Origin of the sequence: Mycobacterium sp. 48b (assembly GCF_048282725.1) — a bacterium.
Taxonomy (GTDB): Bacteria; Actinomycetota; Actinomycetes; order Mycobacteriales; family Mycobacteriaceae; genus Mycobacterium.
In genome coordinates, this window is record NZ_JBLVUL010000001.1 from 4,542,888 (window position 1) to 4,564,409 (window position 21,522).

Genomic DNA, 21,522 nt, shown 5'->3' on the forward strand with positions numbered 1-21,522 from the left:
GCCATGCGGCACGGACTCGGCCATCACACCCCCATGAAGAGTTGCTGAATGAAACCATTCTGCCGTAGCCTCCAATAAGTTGCAATCTGCAACCAATTGAAGGGGTGTGCATGGAACTGACCTTCGGCCTGCGGATGTTCTTCGGCACCGTGTGCGCAGTCGCCGTCGCGACGATCTACGCGGCACAGCCTGTCCTCGCCGGGATCGGCCGCGACCTGGGCATGCCGGAGGCCGATCTGGGATGGATCGTCACGGCCGGGCAACTCGGTTATCTGGTCGGGCTGGTGGTCCTCGTCCCATTCGGCGACATCGTCGACCGCCGCCGGCTCATCAGTGGGCATCTGCTCCTGGCCGCGGTCGGCGTGGCACTGGCAGCGGCGGCCACCCAAACCTGGCTGCTGCTGGCCGGATTGGCGGTCGCGGGGTTGTTCGCGGTCGTCGTACAGACCACGGTTGCCTACGCGGCGGCGCTGTCCACCGTCGAGGACCGCGGCCGCACCCTCGGTGTGGTGACCTCCGGAGTCGTCGTCGGCATCCTCGGTTCACGGGTCGCGGCGGGCGCACTCGCCGCGGTGTGGGGGTGGCGCAGCGTCTATGCCGGGTTGGCGGTACTGCTGGTTGCGCTGGCATGCCTGATCCCGAAACTCCTGCCACCCGACCCACGACGGCAACCGGTGGAATACCTCGACGTGCTGGCCTCGCTGGCCCGGCTGTTCCGCGAACGTCTCTTCGTCTCGCGCGGGCTCATCGCCTTCTTCCTGTTCGCGTCGTTCGGCACGCTGTGGAGCGGTCTGGCGCTGCCGCTCACCGCGGCTCCGTGGCACCTGAGCACGGCACAGATCGGCCTCTTCGGAATCGCAGGACTGGCCGGCGCGCTCGGTGCGGCCCGGGCAGGACGCTTGGCCGACTCCGGACTCGCGAGCGCCGTCACCGGCGGGGCACTCGCACTCCTCACCGCGTCATGGCTGGCCATCGGACACGCATCATGGTCGCTGGCACTGATCGTCGTGGGTGTGATCGTCCTCGACTTCGCCGTGCAGGCAGTGCACGTCAGCAACCAGCACCTGCTCACCACCGCCCACCCGCATCGCACCAGCAGCGTCATCGGGGGCTACATGTTCTTCTATTCGCTCGGCTCGGGCCTCGGGGCAACCACCACGACCGCGATCTACGCCGTCGCGGGGTGGACCGGCTCCAGCATCCTCGGCGCTGCGTTCGCGGCCTGTGCGCTCGTCGTCTGGACGGTCAGCCGAGCGGCGCACCAAACGCCACGATGACGGCGACCACTGCCAGCACCGCGGCGAACAGGCGAAGATGGTCCACGCCCCTGGTCACCCACTTCTCCCCCACGACCACTCCGAACAGAACCACCATGAGCCACAACGCGTGCGGGGCCAGCGCCATCGCCAGCATCATCGGCCCGCAGGCGCCGGTGCACTGCAATCCGTTCCGCACGCCCTCCCCCACGCAGGCCCGGTCCGCTCGCCATCCGTCCGCGGGCAACGCCCGAACCCGGTGACACGCCCGCAGGAAGAACCGCTTCCTGCGGGTCAGTTCCCAGGCCGCCGCCGTCGCCAAGAGCGCCGAAACGAGCAGGGCATCTGCGGTTCCCGGTCCGGCCAACCAGGAGGCGGCCAGCACGACAGCCCCGAACACCGACCACACCGCGAGATAGCCCACTGCGAACAACCCCTGGCCACGGTGGCGGCGATTCCATCTGCCGTTCAGAGCGATCGACCGGGCAACCGGCAGTGCCGTCGGCAGCATCATCGCCGCTGCCATACCCACCCACAGTGCCATTGACTCAGGGAATTCCCTTGCACCAGAGAGTATCCCGACGCAATGTTCCGCGACGACATCGACCCGCGTCGTGCCGTGATGGTGGCCCGCGCCCTGCGGCACCATCGAACAGTGTGCGGCTCCGCCGTGAGACGGCATCGTCAGGTGCAGGATGACGACCGCGAGCCAGGCGGCCACCGAGACGGCCAGCAGGGACAGCTCCGGATGTCCCCACCGCAATCGCCGCCACGCCGATGGCCGGGTCGTCCGGCTCGTCACTGCGGTGAGAGTCATTGCAGGAAGACGCTCACCCGACCGACTCGTGCATTCCCGGACTCCTGCGGCGGTGAAGCCTGCGCACCCGGCAGCTGGATCGGATGTTCCGGCGGTTCCACATACTGCGGAACGAAGGTGACGCTGACCTGATCGCTCCAACGGCCTTCGGCACTGAATCGCCGGTACAGGCCGGTGATGTCGAACGCGAGACGCATCCCGCCGTGCTCGTTGTCGGGGTTGCTCGTTTCCTCGATCCCGAAAAAGGCCGCGACGCCGACGAAATGGTCGTCATCGACGGCGGGTTCACCGCCACCGACATTGAGATACACCTTGTAGGTCACACCGACCGGCGCCGGTGACGTCACGTCCTCGATGCGGAGGAAGGCACGGGATGCCGGTGTCGCCTCCTCGGCCAGCGGGCCGATCGGGGGCGCGATGCCGAAGCTGACATTGGTGGTCTCGCCCGCGAGGGCGACGGCGTCGTCCGATGCCCCGACGAGTTCCGGTGGGTTCTCCGGTGCGGGTTCGGTTGGCATGAGAGCCTCCAGTGCGACAGGAGCCGTGATGTCCTCATAGCGGTAGCTGAGCTGGGCCGTGGTGTCGAGCACCTCTTGCACCGTCTCGGTGAGCGCCGCGCGGTTCTCGTCGTGGAAATGGAACGTCACGCCGGTCAGCCAGGCCGCCTCCGTGGTGTTCGAACGGTCGGGCATCGTCCGCCAGATCTCCCAGATCCGATCGATGTTGGCATGGTGCAGCCAGAAGATCGGGTCCAGCGCGGCGGAGTTGAACGATCCCATCAGACCCCCCACACCCACATGGACCGCGCCGTGAGGAGTCCCTTCCAGCGGTCCCATCGCCGAGCCTGGATCTTCACCGCCGTGGCTGAATCCGGTACGGCCACCGGCAAACCCGCCGATCCCGGCGAAATCGACCGGCGCCAGAGCGCTCGACAGGTCGACATCGGAGGCGGGCAGTGACGACCCGTCGTTGAGATTGCGCCCGGGCACCCACAGCGGGTTCGGCGTCACGCCGTCCGGCAGGGTGGTGTCGAGAAAGGCCTGCGGCAACCGCCGGTGGGCAGGATCGTCGCTGCTGTAATTCCAGTAGGGCAGGGCCCAGGTCGCCTTCGTCTGCTCGTCGACATCGTCGAGGTCTGCGATGGCAGATCTGATGATCCGCTCGAACCACTGCAGATACATCCGGTGCCAGGGCAGGAAGAACCAGCAGAAATGCTGGCACTGGTTGCGGAAGTTGTCGGGATTCACTGTGGTGCCGTGAATGTCGGACTGATACTGCCAACCGATCGGGTCCAGCTGATCCACGTCGGTCCGGTCGATCAGTACCTGCACGCCGCGGGCATACGCGTAGATGGCGGGGTGCCAATGATCGATCTGGTCGAGTGTCCAGATATCGTGCCGGACCCGCGTGGCGGCCTCCGCGACCGTAATGATCTGACCCGTGAAGATCCGGTTCACGTCGGCGATCTGGGGATTGGCGGTCTCAAGATCGGCCAGGCTCACCCCGAATCTCGCCGCGATGTGGGTCAGGGTGTCACCGGATTGCACGACGTATTCGGGTCCGGGTACCGGTGAGGTGCCCGGCACCGTGATGATCTGGCCCGGGAAGATCCGGTGCGGATCGGTGATGTGCGGGTTCGCCGACTCAAGGCCGGCCAGACCCACCCCGAGCCGAGTTGCGATGGCACCGAGGGTGTCACCGGAATTGATGAGGTATTTCGCCATGGCGGGCTCCTTGACGGCGGATCTGCTGTGAGGCCCTCACCCCACGTCATGGACGGTAGGCACCCGCGGCCGCCGGCGCGCGCGTAGATCACTACCTGCATTCGCGGCCGGCGCGGTCAGATGACGCACGGCATCGGCACCGCGGCGGACCTCGCCGGTCGGTTCGGCGCAATTTTCGAGTAGGCGACTACGCACGCAATTCGTGGCGTCCGAGACGCATGATCAGGCCATGCCATGGCCGGCACCCGGCCGGCCGCGGACCAGGGGCAGCCACCATTGGACCAGGAGATGTGAGAACTGATGAACGACAACGGGTTAGAGAGCTTTGCGCTGCACAGCGCGGACAGGTACCAGGGCCCGGCCGTGCGGGCCATCAACGACGAGGCGGTCAGACCCGACGCGGCGCCGGCAGTCGATGTGACAACGCTCGACCCTGAATCGGCGGCGCGCCGCTACCTGAACCAGATGATCGCCAGCCCCGAGGTGCCGACCATCACCGACAGGAGCGCGGGTCCGGGAACCGAGTACCGTGCCCTGGGCACCGAATCCATCCCGCTCACCGATTCCACCGTCGTCAAGTTCGCCCAGTACCGTCAGCACATCCCGATCTACGGCTCCCTCGTGACGATCGAGTTGGACGACGACAACAACATGCTGGCCGTGAATTCCGCGATCGGCAATCCCGACGGCGTCGACTCCGTGGCGGCCATATCGCCGGCCCAGGCTCAAGACGTGATCGTCAAGGATGCGGGCAAGGACGCGCTGCCCCTGCCGGAGCCACCCCGCCTGTACTTCTACTTCGACAACAGCTCCCAGCCCGGGGTCTGGCGCCTGGTCTACATCGCCAAGAACGTACAGCGACACCGCAAACACACCTCGGACGGTCACCCGGAGGCGCTGCCGGAGCTCTTCGACTACGTCGTCGACGCCCATTCCGGCGATCTTGTGACCAAACTTCCCCGTACCCAAACGATTTCGTGGACCCTCGAGGAGCTGGACTCCACCGACGCGCTCGGACAGACCCGGCGCATCCGGGCAGAGCGCGATGAGAACGACAACAAGCGGCTGGTGGACCCGACCCGGCGCATCGAGACCTACGATTTCGGGTTCCGCAGGATCGAATCGCAATTCCGTTCGCTGCCCGGTGCCGCGCCGATCACCAACCCTCCGGCCCCGTGGAGCCCGGCCGCGATCAGCGCACATGCCAATGCCCAGGAGGTCGCCGACTACCTGCTGAACACGTTGCAGCGCAACGGTCTGGACAACCAGGGCGGGCCGTTCATCTCGTCCATCAACTGCACGTCGATCCAGGATCCGACACCCCGGGAATGGCGCAACGCCGCGTGGATCGGCACACAGATGGTGTACGGCCAGCGCAGCGTCGACGGCGAGCTGCGGTCCTACGCGGTGGCCGTAGACGTCGTCGCCCACGAGATGACACACGGATTGACCGACAACACCGCCCGCATGGAATACAAGGACGAGTCCGGCGCGCTCAACGAGTCCTATTCGGACATCATGGGAACGATCATCGCCAACTCCCAGAAACCCGATATCGACAGCTGGAACTGGGAGATGGGCGAGGAACTCGACGGGACCGGTCTGCCGTTGCGCGATCTGAGCGATCCGACCCGGCGCGGACAGCCCGCCCACATGCGCGACTACGTGACCACGGTCCGCGACAACGGAGGCGTGCACACGAACAGCGGCATCCACAACAAGGCGGCGTACAACGTCATCAGCGCAAAGAACGGGCAGGGCCACCTCTTCACGCCGCAGGACGTCGCCACACTGTTCTATCTCGCACTGACCCTGCACCTTTCGCGGACATCGCGGTTCAGCGACAGCCGGCGTGCGGTCGAGCTGGTGGCCAAGTCGCTGTTCCGAAAGGATCCGCCGGACGTGCTGGACGAGAAGGTCGCCGCGATCAGCGCCGGGTTCGAGGCCACCGGCATCGGAGCCTGAGGCCTCGCCGACTCAGGTCGGGGTGCTCAGGTCAGGTACCGGTACGTCGGTGAACCCGGTTCGAGCAACTCGACGTGGATATCGGAATCCTGCATCCGGGCCAGCAGGCCTTCCAGGTCCGTGGCCGCACTCAGCTCGACACCGCACAACGCCTCGCCGGTCTCCCGGTTGTTGCGCTTGACGTACTCGAACAGGGTGATGTCGTCGCCCGGCCCGAGCACCTCATCGAGGAAGCGACGCAGCGCCCCCGGCTCCTGCGGGAAATCCACGAGGAAGTAGTGCTTGAGGCCAAGGTGCACGAGTGAGCGCTCGACCACCTCGTTGTAGCGGGAGACGTCGTTGTTGCCTCCGGAGATCAGGCACACCACGGTGGAACCGGGCTCGATATCGGCCTCGAGCAGCGCGGTCACCGACAGCGCACCGGCGGGCTCGGCGATGATCCCGTCGTTCTGGTACAGGTCGAGCATCGCGCTACATACCGCGCCCTCGTCGACCGTGGTCAGGGCGACCATGTCCCCGGCGGCAGCCAGTGCGGCGTAGGGCAGTGCACCGGCCCGTGCCACTGCCGCCCCGTCGACGAACTGATCGACGTGATCGAGTGTCACGGGTCCGCCCGCGGCCAGTGCGGCGATCATCGACGCCGCACCTGCCGGCTCCACCCCGAGCACCGAGGTGCCCGACGCGCGCTCGGCCAGATATGTGGTGATGCCGGCGATGCAGCCGCCGCCACCCACGGGGACGATCACCAGATCCGGCTCGTCGTCGAGCTGGTCGAGCAGCTCGGCGGCGATCGTGCCCTGTCCGGCCATGGTGCGCAGGTCGTCGTAGGGGGGCACCAGGGTGGCCCCGGTGCGTGCGACATCGTCGAGCGCGGCAGCGGCGGCCAGATCGTAGGTGGATCCGCCTGCGATGAGCTCGATGAACTCGCGGCCGTGGTAGCGGATCCGGTCCCGCTTCTGCTTGGGAGTCTTGGCCGGTACATAGACGCGGCCGTGCGTGCGCATCGACCGGCAGGCCATCGCGAAGCCCTGGGCGTGGTTGCCTGCCGAAGAACACACGACGCCGGCCGCCAGCTCCTCCGGCGAGAGCTGTGCCATCAGGTTGAACGCACCGCGCACCTTGTAGGAACGCACCGCCTGCAGGTCCTCGCGTTTCAGGTAGACGTTCGCCCCGGTGGCTTCCGACAAACGCTCGTTGAACTGCAGCGGGCTGCGGGTGACCACCCCGGAAATTCGCTCTGCGGCCTCGTCGATGTCGGCAGCGGTCAGCGGCGCGGCCAGCGGGGACACTCGGGAGCCTTTGCTCAGATCGGCAGTCACCGTTCAATGGTGCCACTGGCCAGCGGTTTCGCTGCACGTGGGTAGGCGCACACGCCGAGATTCCGCGGTCCGCGGCGCCGGACCACCGAAATTCACAGGTTGTGGTTGAACAGACCCCGAACTGGGAAAACATCCGTGGTGCGACACACTCAGCGAGTGCAGTGGGCGGCGGCACACCGTGATGGTGGTTGCGCTCGCCGCTGCCGCGTGCGCAGCACCCACCGGCACCCCCTCCGATACCCACACCGCGCGGGTCTTCATCAACGACCACGAGATGCCGACCACCTACAAGGTGGACTGCAAGCAACTGTCCTGGTTGTGGACCATCGAAACCGAGCCGCAAACGCCCGGATTCACCGCGATCGTCCAGACCGGAGGCACGGTCGAGCCCAAGGTCATGCGGATCCGGGACCTGACCGGCTTCACCGGGGGCGCACCGGCCGGCGCCTCGGACACGCGTGCCAGCATCGACGACGCCAAATTCCACTTCAGCGGCACAGCCCACGGCTCGTTCGCCGACCGCCCGACGAAGCCGGCCGAGGTCCGGTATCGGGTGGAAGCCCACTGTTGAACCAGATCAGCCGGTAAATCGACACGCCTGATCCGAGGTTTCGGCTGGCCGAAATCAATATTGCGAGCTATCGTCAACATATGACCACCGCCGGGAACTTTCGCAGCGTCGCCTCCCGGGCCGATCACCAGGTCGACATCGCCGGGGTTCCCTGGCCGACCTACAAGCTGATCGCCCTGGCGATCGGTGCCGTGGTGCTGGTGGTCGTCGGGGTGGCCACGATGAGTGCGGCACCGGCTGTGCTCTCGGCTAGCGCGGCCACCCTTGTGGTGTGGCTGGGACTGGGCCGTATCTCGCCCTCCGATCAGTGACCTTCCAGCAGTCCCCGCAGCGTCTCTAGATCCGCAGCCACGGCGGCGGCGTCGGCCTCGAACTGCTCATCGGTCATCCCGGGGCGCTGACGGACGGTGAACACGACTTCGCACGCCGTCGCGTCGACCCCTGCCGGAACGACCCGCATCGCGTTGTAGACGGCCTCGCCCGAAGGCAGACACACCACGTGATCGAGCACGCCCAGCGCGTTCGTCGCAGTGAATTCGACGGTGACCTCACCCATCGGGGAATCCGCCAACCACCCTCGCGGAGTGAGGCGCAACCCGCCCTTGGCAAGCCCCGCCGCCCAGGTGACCATCTGCCGCGGATCCGACGCATAGGCGTACACCGCGTCGGGGGCGACCTCGATCCAGACGCTCACATGCCTGCTACGCATGGTTCCACCGTAGGCTGCCGCAGGCCCACCGCGCACCCAGACCATTCGGCAAGCGATTCAGCAGACCGTGATCGCAAGGGCGGTAAACGTTTTCGCCGAAGTGTTCAGCCGCGCACCGGGTGTACGGTCGGGTTTGTGGGTATTGCGACGACGGGTCTCACGCCGGTAGAGGAAACCGCATTCCTGACGCTGTACGCCAGGGCTCTCGACAGCCGATGGGACCGCCCGATCCTCGGTGACACGATCGCCGATGAGACAGTCGGACAACTCGACTACGACTTCACCGGCCTGGGGGTACAGACCAGCGTGGTGTGTCAGTCGGCACTGCGGGCCAAGATGCTCGACGACCGTGTTCGGACGTTCGTCGCCGACCATCCCGATGCCGTGGTGGTCGATCTCGGCGGCGGTCTCGACAGCGGTGTCCACCGCGTCTCGCCGCCGGTCACGGTCGACTGGTACACCGTGGACCTGCCGGGGATCAGCGAGCTGCGGGACCGAGTGCTGCCGGCGCTCCTCCACGCGCACACCGTCGCCGCGTCGTTGGCCGACGCGGACTGGACCGACCCGATCCCCTCCGATCGACCCACCATGCTGGTTGCCGACGGACTGTTCGCGTTCCTCGGCGAACCGGTGATCGCCGGGATCTTCCGGAAGATCACCGAACACTTCGAATCCGGGGAACTCGCGTTCAACGACTACGGCCGCATCGGATGGATGAGCAGGGCTGCCCTGAAGTTCTTTCCCGCCAAGATGTTCAAGGACGTCGGTAGTCAGTGGGGTTACCCGGGTTTCAAGGATGCCCACCATCCCGAGACGTGGAATCCGCGATTGAGGCTGGTCGAGGAGTCCAGCCTGGCTCACCAACCGGAGGTCGACCGCTTTCCCATTGCGCTCCGGGTCGCAACACGAGCCACCGGCCTCACCAAGGCGACGGCCCGAAAGGCGCGCATCCTGCGATACCGGTTCTGACCGGACGCGATCGTCAGGGTCGACCGGGCTGCTACCCCAGACAACCGGGGCCGAGCAGTGCCTTGAGATCGCCCATCAGAGCCGACGACGGGGTCACCCGCAGCGACTGATCGAGTTCCAGCGTGGTGATCCGCTCACCGCTGATCAGCCGAAGGTGCACCTGGGATGTGCCTGGATGATTGGCCAGCACCTGCTTGAGCGCACTCACCTTGTCGATCGTGCACTGGCGGGTGGGCAGGCTGACCGCCAGTGGGCGGTCGGCCTGGGCGCTGCTGAAGTCGGGCACGACCAGCTCGTGGGCGATCAGCGAGATGCGGTCATCGCGGGCAGCCACTTTCGCCTTGACCAGTACCACCACGTCGTCGGCGATCTCGTGACCGAACAACGAGTACGTCTGAGGGAAGAACAACACCTCGATACCACCGGTGAGGTCTTCCAATTGAGCTGAGGCCCAAGGCAAGCCGTTCTTGTTCACGCGACGGTTGACCGAAGCCAGGATACCGCCGACCACCACCTGCGCATCATTGGCGATGTCGCCGTCGAGAATCGCCGGGATCTGCGTGTCGACCTGGTTGGCCAGCAGGTGGGCAATCCCGTTGAGCGGATGGCCGGACACGTACAGCCCCAGCATCTCGCGTTCTAGGGCGAGCTTGTGCTTGTCCTCCCACTCCTCCTCGGGCACCTTGATGGTGAACACGGCATCCGTGCCGCCGCCGTCGTCGGCACCGCCGAACAGGTCGAACTGACCCATGGCCTCGGCCTTCTTGGTGCCGAGCACCGAGTCGACGGCGTCGGTGTGCACCAGGAACAGCCCCTTGCGGGGATGGCCGAGTGAGTCGAACGCGCCCGCCTTCACCAACGACTCGGTGACCTTCTTGTTGCAGGCCGCGATGTCGATCTTGTTGAGGTAATCGGAGAAGTCGGCGTACTTGCCCTTCTCGGTTCGGCTACTGATCAGCGACGCAACGACATTCGCGCCGACGTTGCGGATGGCGCCCAGACCGAACCGGATGTCGTCACCCACTGAGGCGAAGTTCTGCACCGACTCGTTGACGTCGGGCGGCAGGACGGTGATGCCGAGCCGCCGGCAGTCGGCCAGATAGACCGCTGCCTTGTCCTTGTCGTCACCGACCGAGGTGAGCAGGCCTGCCATGTACTCGGCGGGATAATTGGCCTTGAGGTAGGCGGTCCAGTACGACACCAGGCCGTAGCCGGCCGCGTGGGATTTGTTGAACGCGTACCCGGCGAACGGAAGGATGGTGTCCCACAGGGCTTTCACCGCGGCCTCGGAGAATCCGTTCGCGGTCATACCTTCTTTGAAGCCCTTGTACTCGGCTTCGAGCACCTCAAGCTTCTTCTTACCCATGGCCTTACGGAGCGCATCGGCCTTACCCATGGTGTAGGAGGCGACCTTCTGCGCGATGAACATGATCTGCTCTTGGTAGACGATCAGGCCGTAGGTCTCGGCGAGGATGTCCTTGAGCGGTTCCTCGAGCTCGGGGTGGATGGGCTTGATCGCCTGACGGCCGTTCTTGCGGTCGGCGTAATCGTTGTGGGCGTTCATGCCCATCGGACCGGGACGGTACAGCGCGAGCACCGCCACGATGTCGTTGAATCCCGTGGGCTGCATACGCCGCAGCAGGTCACGCATCGCGCTGCCGTCGAGCTGGAACACGCCCAGCGTGTCTCCGCGGCCGAGGAGTTCGTAGGCGGCCGGATCATCGAAGGGCAGCGTGTCCAGGTCCAGGTCGATCCCCCGGTTGGCCTTGATGTTCTCCAGGCAGTCCCCGATAATCGTCAGGTTCCGCAGGCCGAGGAAGTCCATCTTCAGCAGGCCGATGGCCTCGCACGACGGATAGTCCCAGCCGGTGATGACCGCGCCGTCCTGGGGCCGCTTCCAGAGCGGGATCGCGTCGATGAGCGGCTCGGAGCTCATGATCACTGCGCAGGCGTGCACACCCGCGTTGCGCACCAGGCCTTCCAGGCCGCGCGCGGTCTCGAAGATGGTCCGCACATCGGGATCGGTGTCGATCAGGGCGCGGACCTCGGCGGCTTCCTTGTACCGCTCGTGGTTGGGGTCGGTGATCCCCGACACCGGGATGTCCTTGGCCATGATGGGCGGCGGCAGCGCCTTGGTGATCCGGTCGGCGATCGCGAAACCCGGCTGGCCGTAATGCACGCGGGCCGAATCTTTCAGCGCCGCTTTGGTTTTGATGGTACCGAAGGTGATGACCTGGGCCACCCGGTCACTGCCCCACTTGTTGGCCGCGTACCGCAGCATCTCACCGCGGCGCCGGTCGTCGAAGTCGATGTCGATATCGGGGGCGGACGGACGTTCCGGGTTGAGGAAGCGCTCGAACAGCAGACCGTGCGGGATCGGGTCGATGTTGGTGATGCCCATCGCGTAGGCCACCAACGATCCGGCCGCCGATCCACGGCCCGGGCCCACCCGGATCCCGACCGAGCGGGCGTAGTTGATCAGGTCGGCCACGATCAGGAAGTAGGACGGAAAGCCCTTCTCGCAGATGACCTTGATCTCGTAGGTCGCGCGATCGGTGTACTCGGCGGGCACGGGCGCGCCGCGGAACCGGCGCTCCAGCCCGGCCTGCACCTCATGGGTCAGCCAGGAGTTCTGGTCGTGGCCGTCGGGGACCGGGAACACCGGCATGCGGTCGGTGGGAGTCCAGACGTCGGCGTAGGACTGCACCCGCTCGCCGATGAGAACCGTGGAATCGCACGCTCCCGGCACCTGGGAGTCCCACAGCGCGCGCATCTCCTCGGCGGATTTGAGGAAGTAGCCGTCGCCGTCGAACTTGAACCGGTTCGGGTCCGACAGGGTCTTGCCGGTCTGGATGCACAGCAGGGCCTCGTGGTTCTGTGAGGCCTCCCGCGTCACGTAGTGGCAGTCGTTGGTCGCCAGCGGCGGGATGTTGAGCTTCTGGCCGATCTCCAGCAGGCCCTCGCGGACGCGGCGTTCGATGTCGAGGCCGTGATCCATCAGCTCGAGGAAAAAGTTTTCGGGGCCGAAGATCTCGCGCCACTTGGCGGCCGCCTCCAGCGCCTCCTGGCGATGGCCCAACCGCAGCCTGGTCTGCACCTCACCCGACGGGCAACCCGTGGTCGCGATGATGCCCGCGGCGTGTTCGGCGATGATCTCGGCATCCATGCGCGACCACTTGCCGAGCTGACCTTCGAAGGAGGCCAACGACGACAGCTTGAACAGGTTGCGCAGGCCGGTCGCGTTCTCCGCGACCATCGTCATGTGCGTGTAGGCGCCACTACCCGAGACGTCGTCGCTCTTCTGGCTCGGGTCACCCCACTGGACACGCTTGGTCTCGAACCGCGAGGCGGGCGCGATGTACGCCTCGATACCGATGATCGGCTTGATGCCGGCCTTTGTCGCCGAGTTGTAGAACTCGCTGGCACCGAACATGTTGCCGTGGTCGGTCATGCCGATCGCAGGCATGCCCAGACGCTGCGCCTCGGCCAGCATCGGGGTGATCTTCGCGGCGCCGTCCAGCATCGAGTACTCGGTGTGGTTGTGCAGGTGCACGAAGGACCCAGAAGATGAACCGCTCATAGGGGTGCCAGTCTATGGCGCCCCACCGACACCGCCGCGCGTGTCGCCTCGCGTGTCTTTGCCGGCGAGTCAGAGATCACCGTCGGCGATAGACAGCAATCCGCTACCTATCACCAATTGCAGTTGCTTGGCTATCGCCACAACGTCGACGGGCCTGCGCTGCCAGCCGGCGTACGCACCTACCCCCCACAGCATCGCGTACAGCAGTTCGACCAGGCTCGCCTGGTCGGTGTAGGGCGGCAACTCGCGCCGGACGACCGCTTCGGTCACCAGTTCGCCGAGGAAGCCCCGGGTCGCCGTGACGGTGGCCGCGGGCAGATCGGGATGACGGTACGACTCCAGCCGGGCATTGACCAGAAACCCCACCACCGCACCGTCGCCATGCCACACCTCGACCACGGCATCGATGTACGCATGCAACCGATTCAGCGTTCCGTCATGCTGTTTCGCGACGTGGATGCACGACATGACGACCTCGTGCGCCTGCTGCAGCAGTGCACGGTAGAGATCCTCGCGACTGGCGAAGTAGTAGTTCAGCGTCGGGCGGCTCAGGCCGCTGCGCTTGGCGATCTCCTGGAACGTCGCCGCGGCGTAGCCCCGCTCGTTGATGACTTCGTAGGCCGCTTGCACGATGCGTTGGCGGGTTTGCGCAGCATCGGCACCGACCGGTCGGCCGGGCCCTCGACGGCTCGCCTTGGGTCTACCCCGGGGAGTCATCTAGCAAACACTAAGTCATTGCTGAATCAAGGTCAAAAGACCCCTCCGCAAAGGCCGCTATCTGGGCAGGTCAACCACGCGCTCGTTCAGGTAGGCCCGCACAGAATCGTCGGTGGTCAGTTCGATGGCTCGGCGGTATGCCGTCGCGGCCTCGTCCAGCCGCCCCGCCACGCCGAGGAGATGACCGCGGGTGACCCACGCCGGCTGAAATCTCTCGACCGCGCGGTCCGTAATCGTGTCGAGGGCATGCAATCCCGCTTCAGCTCCGTCGATTTCGCCGTCCAAGGCCGCCAGGGCAACGCCGGCTCCCAGCGACGGCCCGACGCGCATCAGCGCCCGATACAACTTGCGCAGCGCGTGACGGTCGACCTCGGGGGCGCAGTGCGCCGATTGAATCGCCGCCTCGTACTGGAACCGGCCCGGCCGACCGAAGCCGTGGGCCCGGGCGAGCAGGTCTTCGCCGCGTGCGTACAGCGCGGGGTCCCACCGGCGCCGGTCCTGGTCGTCCAACCCGACGAAGCTGCCCAGCGCGTCGAGGCGGGCCGGACGCCGCGCTTCGCACAGGCACATCAACGCGGCCAAGCCGAGCACCTCCGGCTCGTCGGGCAGCAACTCGACGAGCACCATGACCAGGTGCACGGCCTCCGACGACAGCGATTCGAGGGCATTCCGTTGCGGCACCGACAACCAGTCGATCGAGTAGGCGCCGTAGACCGCTTCGAGTATTTCGGGCAGTCGTGCGGCAAGGTCGGTGCGCTCGGGCAGGGTGAACGGTATCCCGGTGTCCCGAATACGCCTCTTGGCGCGTACCAGCCGCTGCGCCATCGTCGCCGGGGCGACGGCGAATGCCGCCGCGACCGCGGCCGAATCCACCCCCAGGACCGTCTGCAACATCAGCGGGGTGCGGATGTCGGCGGAGATGGCCGGGTGTGCGCACACGAGCATGAGCTCAAGCCGACGGTCGGGGATCGCCGCAGGCTCGGTCAGCTGCTCGACGACATCGAGGTCTTCGGGCCAGGACCCACGCAACCGATGAGCCGGCGATTTCCACATGTCCCGCAGCCGATTTCGCGCCACGGTCAGCAACCACGCCTCGGGATTGTCCGGGATGCCGTCGCCAGGCCAGCGGCCCACGGCACGTTCCATCGCGTCGGCCAATGCGTCCTCGGCCGCGGCGATGTCGCGGCACTGCGCGGCGAGCAGCGCAAGCAGCCGGCCGTACGACTGGCCGACCACCTGGCTGAGCCGATCCCCGGCGGGCACGTTCAGGGCGTGTACCAGCCCCGTCCCCGGCCGTAGGTCACCGCGACGGGTCTGATCTCGATCGAACCCCACGCCGCGGCGGGGCATTTCTCGGCCCACGCCAACGCCGCGTCGAGGTCGGGCACGTCGATCACGAACACCCCGCCCAACCGTTCCCTGGTGTCAGCGAAGGGCCCGTCCTGGATCTCGGCGGTACCGGTGCGTGCGGTGAAGGTCGTGGTGGCCGACGCCGATTGGAGTACCTGAGTGCCGACGAGCACGCCCGCCGCATCCAGGTCGTCGGCGTAGCGTGCGAACGCGGCCTGGGCCGGCTTCATATCCTCCTCGCTCAGACCCGCCTCCGGTCCCTCCTGGTAGTGCATGAGTAGGCAGTACTGCACGGTGTCCTCCTGGTTGTCGAATCCAGCCTGTCACCGTGATGACGATTCCGGCTCCACCTGATCGACAATCTCGGCCGGCGAATCGGCGGTCTTCCTTCGCAGTGCACTGAACGTCATGATCACCAGCGCCACCCAGATCAGGGCGAAACCGACCCATCGCCCCGGTGGCATCGGCTCATGGCCGATGAACACGCCCCAGGCCATCTGCAATCCGGGGTTCAGATAGAACAGCAGGCCCAGTGTCACCATCGGAAGCCGTTGTGCGGCCGCGGCGAACAACAACAACGGAATGGCGGTGACAGGTCCGGCGAGCAATAACAGCACCGCATGCCAGGAGCCGTGGTTGAGGAAGTTCCCCTGCCCCAGTACCTCCAGGGTGATCACGTAACCGGCCGCGAGCGGGAGGGCCAACAAGGTTTCGACGGCCACACTCACCCGTGGGTCCGCCTGCACCACCTTCTTGACCAGGCCGTAGACGCCGAAGGACAACGCGAGGATGACAGCGATGTACGGCGGAGCGCCCAGTTCGGCGGTCAGGATCGCCACCGCGATGAGGGCGAGCGACAAGGCGGTGGCCTGCCAACGATTGATCCGTTCGCGGAACACCAGCACGCCCAGCAGCACGCTCACCAGAGGATTGATGAAATAGCCCAGCGCTGCGTCCACGACGTGACCGGTGGTGACGGCGTAGATGTACGTCCCCCAGTTGATGGCGATGAGGACGGAGGCCACCAGCAGCTGGAGCCAGGTCCGCAGCGTCAGCCGGCGCAGATCGCCGAGACGGCGGGCGACCGCCAGCACCAGCAGCAGGAAAAGCGCGCTCCACACGATGCGGTGGGCCAACACCTCCGGCGCCCCCGCAGGCAGCAACAGCAGGAAGAAACCCGGGCACAATCCCCACCAGATGTAGGCACCCGCTCCGTACAGCACCCCCGAGCGGCCTGCAGCAGCTCGTTGCGGAGGCGCCTGCACACCCACGACTAGTGACGGCGCAGGACGTCGAGAGCGGCCTGCAGGTCAGCCGGGTACGGGCTGGTGATCTCGACGCGCCGGCCGTCAGCCGGATGGGTGAAGGCCAGGGACCGGGCATGCAACCACTGACGTTCCAGTCCGAGCTTTTTCGCCAACGTGGGATCTGCGCCGTAGGTCATGTCACCGCAACAGGGGTGGTGCAGCGCCGCGAAATGCACGCGGATCTGATGGGTTCGGCCGGTCTCCAGGTGGATGTCGAGCAGGCTGGCTGCCTGGAACGCCTCGAGGGTGTCGTAATGGGTGATGCTGTGCCGGCCACCCTCGACGACCGCGAACTTCCAATCGTGCCCTCGGTGCCGCCCGATCGGGGCATCGATGGTCCCGCTCGACGGATCCGGATGCCCCTGAACCAGCGCGTGATAGCGCTTGTCGACGGTGCGCTGCTTGAATGCCCGCTTCAGCACCGTGTAGGCCCGCTCGGACAGCGCCACCACCATGACGCCGGAGGTGCCGACATCGAGTCGGTGCACGATGCCCTGGCGCTCGTGGATGCCCGAGGTGCTGATGCGGAACCCGGCGGCGGCCAAGCCACCCAACACCGTCGGTCCGTGCCAGCCGACCGTGGCGTGCGCGGCCACCCCCGGCGGCTTGTCCACCGCCACGATGTCGTCGTCGGCGTAGAGGATGTCCATGCCCTCGATGTCGACCGGGGTGTTCTCGACGGGTGCGGGCGCCTCCGGCAGTCGGACCTCCAGCCACGATCCGGCGACGAGTTTGTCGGACTTCGCGGCCGGGGCGCCATCGATGTCGACGCCGCCGTCCTCTGCCATGGCCGCCACAGCCGTGCGCGACAGCCCGAGCAACCGGGCCAGCCCGGCGTCGACTCGCATTCCCGCCAGGCCCTCGGGCACCGGCATCGACCGGGTGGTCACTATGACGTCTCGGCCTGGCGACCGACCGTGCTCGACTCGTCGGGCTCGGTCACCGGGTCGGCATCACCGGTCTCCTCCACGTCAGCGTCCGTGGCTCGATTTTCTTTCGTGGCAGCCGGTTCCGGCTTGGATTCCTCCGGCGCCGCATCGTCGACGCGCCTGCGCCCGACGGAGTCGAAGTCGAAACCGAACAAGGACAACGCGACCAGCAGGATGGCGCCGCCCACGACAGCCGGATCGGCCACGTTGAACACCGGCCACCAGCCGACCGAGAAGAAGTCCACCACGTGGCCGCGCAGCGGTCCGGGCGCGCGGAAGAAACGGTCGATCAGGTTTCCGGTCGCACCGCCCAGGATCATGCCCAGGCCGATGGCCCACCACGGGGAAACCAGGCGGCGGCCCATCCAGACGATGCCGATCACCACGCCGGTCGCGATGAGGGTCAGCACCCAGGTGTAGCTGGTTGCCATCGAGAACGCGGCGCCGGAGTTACGCACCAGCGTCCAGGTGACGGTGTCACCGATGATCGACACCGGTTGCCCGGGTGTCAGCAGGCGCACCGCGAGCACCTTGGTCACCACGTCGACGAACAGCACCACGGCAGCAACGGTGAGCAGCAGACGCAGCCGCCGCCGAGGCGGAGCAGCTGTTACGGAGGACGATTTCGTGTCCCCGGTTGCGTCGGTCACCGGCTCCGCCGGGCCTGACGTTTCATCAGTCACTCTCCCATCATCCCAAACAGTCGATGCGGGACAATCTGCACCGTGATGGAGCCCGCGAAGCCGCCCGAGCGCCCGCCCAGCCGCATCGTCGTCATCACCACCGGCGGCACCATCTCGACCAGCACCGACGAGGCGGGAATCAGACGCCCGACGCGTACCGGTGCCGAGCTGACGGCCGGCATCGCAGGTGCTGCGCAGGTCGACATCGTCGACGCGATGGCGACCGACAGCGCACTGATGACCCCCGCGGACTGGGACCGGATCGCGGCCGCGGTCGCCGCCGCAGCGGCGACCGCCGACGGAGTCGTCGTCACCCATGGGACCGACACCATGGAGGAGACCGCCCTGTGGCTCGATCTCACCTACAGCGGAGACGTGCCCGTGGTACTCACCGGGTCGCAACGCAGCGCGGACGATCCGGACAGTGACGGCCCAGGCAATTTGCGGGACGCGATCACCGTTGCGGCCGACGGGCAGGCCCGGGGTCTCGGCGTCGCGGTCAGCTTCGCCGGCACGGTGTGGCAACCGCTGGGCCTGCGCAAACGTCACACCCACGAGTTGGAGGCCTTCACCGGAACCGCGCTCGGGACCGTCACCGACGCGGGATGGGAGATCACCGGGACGAAAACGCGCGCCTTTCTCGGTGCGCTCGTCGCGGAGTCCGCGCCCCGCGTCGACATCGTCGCCGCCTATCCGGGAGCCGATGCCGCGGCCCTCGACGCCTGTGTCGCCGCCGGAGCACGGGGCATCGTGATCGAGGGGGTGGGCTCGGGCAACGCCGGCGCCGCACTGATCGACGGGGTCGGCAGGCATTGCCGGGACGGTGTGGTGGTGACGGTGTCGACCCGGGTTCCCGGCGGGCCGGTCGCCGCGCAGTACGGCCCCGGACAGCAGCTCGTCGACGCTGGTGCGGTGGTGGTGCCCAGGCTGCGCCCGGCCCAGGCGCGGGTACTGCTGATGGCGGCGCTGGCTGCCACCCGGCCGATTGCCGAGGTCGTCGACGCCTGGGGTTGACGCCCTGTGTTCAATAGAGAACGTGCGATTCCACATTGCGGCGGCGGCTGCCGTCGTCCTATCGGTGTTCGGCCCACTTCCGACCGCGCAGGCTTGGCCGTGGCCGCCGCCGCCCGGTATCGAGGACATCAACGGCTACCCGATCGCCGAGGGCAACTACACCTCGCCCACCGATTTCTACGGGCTGTATTTCCAGACCCCGGACGGTCGGTTCTGCGGAATCCTGCCCAACCGCGGTCCGGTCGGTTGCGACGCGGTGCCCGCCGATGCGCCCGAAGGCATGAACCAGACCTTCGTCGAGGCCGGAGCACCGGCTTCCTACCGCCATTCGGGGAGCAAGATGTTCACCCGAGATGTCGACGTGCTGCCCGCGGGCCATCGGCTGGAGAACTGGGAGGCCGCCTGCGCTGTCACCCACGAGGGCACACTGATCTGCAAAACCTCGGGCCGGCATGGTTTTTCGCTCGATGCCGCTTCCGGCGTGCTCTGGTGATCAGCCGCGGGGTTGACGCCGTCGGTTGAATGGAACCTATGCGCCACATCATGGCAGTTGCCGCAGTCGGATTGTCGGCGCTGGTCTCCGCGCCGGCTGCCGCGGCCGAGCCGCCGCCGGGCGCCGACGATATCGACAGCTATCCCCTTGCGCAAGGCCATTACAGCTCGCCCACCGATTTCTACGGGGTGTTCTTCCGGACCGCGGACGGTCGTCACTGCGGCATCGGCCCCAACGGCGGTCCGGTGGGTTGTGACGCCGTGCCGATCGATGCCCCGGCGGGCAGCAACCAGATCGTCGTCAACAGTGGCGGGCCCGCCTCCTACCGGCACTCCGACACCGCATCGTTCACCCGCGACGTCGACGTGCTGCCCGAAGGTCATCGGCTGGAGAACTGGGGCGCCAGTTGCGGAGTCGGCCATCAGGGCACCGTGACGTGCAAGACGTACGGCGAGCACGGCTTCATCCTGAGCGCCACCTACGGCGTGCTCTGGTAATCGGCCAATCCGCTCAGATAGTCGCCCCAGTCCAGGCTGGCCACCGGGTCGGCCCGACTGAAACCCGGTGTGTCGTCGGGGAATGTCCTGGCCGGGCCCGGCCCGCTGGCGCGGGTTTCGAAGCGCACGGTCATCACCCCGTGCCCGGCACCCTGTACCCAGCCATGTCCGTGGTCGGGGTGGACCACGTCATCGCCGATGCGCCAACCGGTTTGGGTTGCCTGAGCTGCCTCCGTGGCCTGATGGTGGGAGTCGAACGCTTCTTCGGGTTGCTCCAGGTCCGGGAACAACGACTCCTGCCTGCTGTCGGAGAGTCCCGAAAAGCCTACGCCGACAAGGCGAATCGGTCCGATCTCGATCGGGTCGAGCAACAGCCTGCGGGCGGTGCCGATCAGGGTGGCGGCCTCGGTGGTGGCGAAAGCCAGGGTTGCCGAGCGGGTCAGTGTGCTCATGTCGGACTTCTTGAGCTTGACGGTCACGGTGCGGGCGCCGCGGCCGTCCTTCTCCAGGCGCCGGTGCGCGTGCTCGCCGATCGGGCCGATCGCATCCTGCAGCTGACGCAACGTGGTGAGGTCCTCGGGAAATGTCGATTCGGCGCTGATCTGCTTGGCCTCGGCCCGCTCCGCCACCGGGCGATCGTCGATGCCACGGGCCAGCCGATGCAACGCGGCGCCCACCGCCGTGCCGAGCACGCTGGCGGCCTCGGCATCCGACAGCGCGGCCAGCGCGCCGACCGTCTCGATGCCCAACCGGTGCAACTTCTCCTCGGCCACCGGCCCGATCCCCCACAACTTGCGCACCGGTAGGCCGTCCAGCAGCCGCGCCTCCTCGTCGCGGCGGACAACCCGGATGCCGTCGGGTTTGGCCAACCCGGAAGCGATCTTGGCGATCTGTTTTCCGGACCCGGCCCCGACGGAGGCCACCAGCCCCGTCTGCTCGCGCACCTTGGCGCGTAGCCGCTGGCAGAACTCCTCGACGTCGGCCGCGGTCGCGCCTGCCAGTTCGACAGGTTCGCCGAAGGCTTCGTCGAAGGACAACTGCTCGAGCACCGGAACCACACTGCGCACCGTGTCCAGCGCACGCCGGCTGGCTACGCCGTACACGGCGCCGCGGGGTGGCAGCACCACCGCGGGTGCACCGACGAGCCGGCGGGCCTGATGCATCGGCATGGCCGAGCGCGCGCCGTAGCGGCGCGCCTCATAGCTGGCCCCGGCCACCACGCCGCGCCCGCCCAGGCCTCCGACGAGCACGGGTCTGCCGCGCAGGGTGGGGCGGGTCAGCTGTTCGACGGATGCGAAGAACGCGTCCATGTCGAGGTGCAGGACCCAACGTCCACCCGCGCCCGTGACCTCGGCGCCGTTCATGGTTGTGATGCTATGGCGCTAGCCTGACCTGCATGACGCCGGATGACGTACCGATCAGGGACGAGTCGATTCGCCTGGGCCAGTTCCTCAAGCTGGCGTCCCTGATCGACAGCGGTGCCGACGCCAAGGCTGTCATCGCCGACGGGCTGGTCAGCGTCAACGGCGAGGTCGAATTGCGGCGCGGCCGCCAGCTGCGTCCGGGCGACACCGTCTCACTCGGTGACCGCACGGCCCGGGTGACCGGCGGCTGATCCGGCC

General features: G+C 67.0%; 21 protein-coding genes. 9 read left to right on the forward strand and 12 right to left on the reverse strand.

Features of this window, described 5'->3' with window-relative positions; translation table 11 throughout:
• Positions 1-110: 110 nt before the first annotated feature.
• On the forward strand, positions 111-1,277 hold the full coding sequence (locus ACNQR1_RS22260; protein WP_418047880.1) for an MFS transporter: 1,167 nt from the start codon (positions 111-113) through the stop codon (positions 1,275-1,277).
• On the opposite strand, the gene ACNQR1_RS22265 is transcribed toward ACNQR1_RS22260, so the two are convergent.
• A complete protein-coding gene (locus ACNQR1_RS22265; RefSeq protein WP_418047881.1) occupies positions 1,246-2,058 on the reverse strand; it encodes a DUF2182 domain-containing protein in 813 nt (270 codons plus the stop codon). The genes ACNQR1_RS22260 and ACNQR1_RS22265 overlap by 32 nt on opposite strands.
• 11 nt (positions 2,059-2,069) lie before the next feature.
• On the reverse strand, positions 2,070-3,797 hold the full coding sequence (locus ACNQR1_RS22270) for a tyrosinase family protein (protein ID WP_418047882.1): 1,728 nt from the start codon (positions 3,795-3,797) through the stop codon (positions 2,070-2,072).
• 300 nt (positions 3,798-4,097) lie between these two features.
• Here ACNQR1_RS22270 and ACNQR1_RS22275 point away from each other — a divergent pair, with 300 nt between their 5' ends.
• Positions 4,098-5,762 (forward strand): M4 family metallopeptidase, encoded by a 1,665-nt coding sequence (locus ACNQR1_RS22275; protein ID WP_418047883.1) that lies wholly within the window; start codon positions 4,098-4,100, stop codon positions 5,760-5,762.
• A gap of 26 nt (positions 5,763-5,788) precedes the next feature.
• Here ACNQR1_RS22275 and ilvA read toward each other — a convergent pair whose 3' ends face one another.
• Positions 5,789-7,069: a threonine ammonia-lyase IlvA gene (gene ilvA, locus ACNQR1_RS22280; RefSeq protein WP_418050449.1), complete on the reverse strand. Its 1,281-nt coding sequence runs from the start codon at positions 7,067-7,069 to the stop codon at positions 5,789-5,791.
• A gap of 193 nt (positions 7,070-7,262) precedes the next feature.
• Between ilvA and ACNQR1_RS22285 the strand changes: the two genes are divergently transcribed.
• Together ACNQR1_RS22285 and ACNQR1_RS22290 are read left to right on the forward strand one after the other, a co-directional pair.
• On the forward strand, positions 7,263-7,652 hold the full coding sequence (locus ACNQR1_RS22285; RefSeq protein WP_418047884.1) for a lipoprotein LpqH: 390 nt from the start codon (positions 7,263-7,265) through the stop codon (positions 7,650-7,652).
• Positions 7,653-7,732: 80 nt separating this feature from the next.
• Positions 7,733-7,963: a hypothetical protein gene (locus ACNQR1_RS22290; protein ID WP_418047885.1), complete on the forward strand. Its 231-nt coding sequence runs from the start codon at positions 7,733-7,735 to the stop codon at positions 7,961-7,963.
• On the opposite strand, the gene ACNQR1_RS22295 is transcribed toward ACNQR1_RS22290, so the two are convergent.
• Positions 7,957-8,361 carry an SRPBCC family protein gene (locus ACNQR1_RS22295; RefSeq protein ID WP_418047886.1) on the reverse strand — a complete coding sequence of 135 codons (405 nt, stop codon included), beginning with the start codon at positions 8,359-8,361 and terminating at the stop codon, positions 7,957-7,959. The genes ACNQR1_RS22290 and ACNQR1_RS22295 overlap by 7 nt on opposite strands.
• Before the next feature lie 135 nt (positions 8,362-8,496).
• Here ACNQR1_RS22295 and ACNQR1_RS22300 point away from each other — a divergent pair, with 135 nt between their 5' ends.
• On the forward strand, positions 8,497-9,330 hold the full coding sequence (locus tag ACNQR1_RS22300; RefSeq protein WP_418047887.1) for a class I SAM-dependent methyltransferase: 834 nt from the start codon (positions 8,497-8,499) through the stop codon (positions 9,328-9,330).
• Positions 9,331-9,361: 31 nt separating this feature from the next.
• Here the strand turns inward: ACNQR1_RS22300 and dnaE are convergent, their stop codons facing one another.
• The 7 genes from dnaE to lspA form a co-directional block, all read right to left on the reverse strand.
• Entirely contained in the window at positions 9,362-12,910 is a 3,549-nt protein-coding gene (dnaE, locus tag ACNQR1_RS22305) for a DNA polymerase III subunit alpha (protein ID WP_418047888.1), read from the reverse strand.
• A 69-nt stretch (positions 12,911-12,979) separates the two neighbouring features.
• Entirely contained in the window at positions 12,980-13,627 is a 648-nt protein-coding gene (locus ACNQR1_RS22310; RefSeq protein ID WP_418047889.1) for a TetR/AcrR family transcriptional regulator, read from the reverse strand.
• 57 nt (positions 13,628-13,684) lie between these two features.
• Positions 13,685-14,896 carry an RNA polymerase sigma factor gene (locus ACNQR1_RS22315; protein ID WP_418050450.1) on the reverse strand — a complete coding sequence of 404 codons (1,212 nt, stop codon included), beginning with the start codon at positions 14,894-14,896 and terminating at the stop codon, positions 13,685-13,687.
• Positions 14,893-15,270 (reverse strand): YciI family protein, encoded by a 378-nt coding sequence (locus ACNQR1_RS22320; RefSeq protein ID WP_418047890.1) that lies wholly within the window; start codon positions 15,268-15,270, stop codon positions 14,893-14,895. Before ACNQR1_RS22320 ends, ACNQR1_RS22315 begins: the two co-directional genes overlap by 4 nt.
• A gap of 30 nt (positions 15,271-15,300) precedes the next feature.
• The gene (gene rarD / locus ACNQR1_RS22325; RefSeq protein ID WP_418050451.1) at positions 15,301-16,200 is read right to left on the reverse strand and encodes an EamA family transporter RarD; all 900 of its coding nucleotides are present in this window, start codon (positions 16,198-16,200) and stop codon (positions 15,301-15,303) included.
• 50 nt (positions 16,201-16,250) lie between these two features.
• Complete coding sequence (locus ACNQR1_RS22330; protein WP_418047891.1) at positions 16,251-17,174, reverse strand: RluA family pseudouridine synthase; 924 nt, start codon at positions 17,172-17,174, stop codon at positions 16,251-16,253.
• The gene (gene lspA, locus ACNQR1_RS22335; RefSeq protein ID WP_418047892.1) at positions 17,174-17,896 is read right to left on the reverse strand and encodes a signal peptidase II; all 723 of its coding nucleotides are present in this window, start codon (positions 17,894-17,896) and stop codon (positions 17,174-17,176) included. The genes ACNQR1_RS22330 and lspA overlap by 1 nt, the downstream gene beginning before the upstream one ends.
• A 45-nt stretch (positions 17,897-17,941) precedes the next feature.
• Here lspA and ACNQR1_RS22340 point away from each other — a divergent pair, with 45 nt between their 5' ends.
• Genes ACNQR1_RS22340 through ACNQR1_RS22350 form a run of 3 tightly spaced genes read left to right on the forward strand, consistent with a single transcriptional unit; the run spans position 17,942 to position 19,900 of the window.
• Positions 17,942-18,910, forward strand: a complete 969-nt coding sequence (locus tag ACNQR1_RS22340; RefSeq protein ID WP_418050452.1) for an asparaginase — start codon at positions 17,942-17,944, stop codon at positions 18,908-18,910.
• Between the two features lie 22 nt (positions 18,911-18,932).
• Positions 18,933-19,403, forward strand: coding sequence for a hypothetical protein (locus ACNQR1_RS22345; protein ID WP_418047893.1), 471 nt, complete (start codon positions 18,933-18,935; stop codon positions 19,401-19,403).
• Positions 19,404-19,453: 50 nt separating this feature from the next.
• Entirely contained in the window at positions 19,454-19,900 is a 447-nt protein-coding gene (locus ACNQR1_RS22350; RefSeq protein WP_418047894.1) for a hypothetical protein, read from the forward strand.
• Here the strand turns inward: ACNQR1_RS22350 and ACNQR1_RS22355 are convergent.
• Entirely contained in the window at positions 19,882-21,264 is a 1,383-nt protein-coding gene (locus ACNQR1_RS22355; protein WP_418047895.1) for a DNA polymerase IV, read from the reverse strand. The two genes, ACNQR1_RS22350 and ACNQR1_RS22355, sit on opposite strands and share 19 nt — an antisense overlap.
• A gap of 32 nt (positions 21,265-21,296) precedes the next feature.
• Here ACNQR1_RS22355 and ACNQR1_RS22360 point away from each other — a divergent pair, with 32 nt between their 5' ends.
• Positions 21,297-21,515, forward strand: a complete 219-nt coding sequence (locus tag ACNQR1_RS22360; protein ID WP_418047896.1) for an RNA-binding S4 domain-containing protein — start codon at positions 21,297-21,299, stop codon at positions 21,513-21,515.
• Positions 21,516-21,522 lie beyond the last annotated feature (7 nt).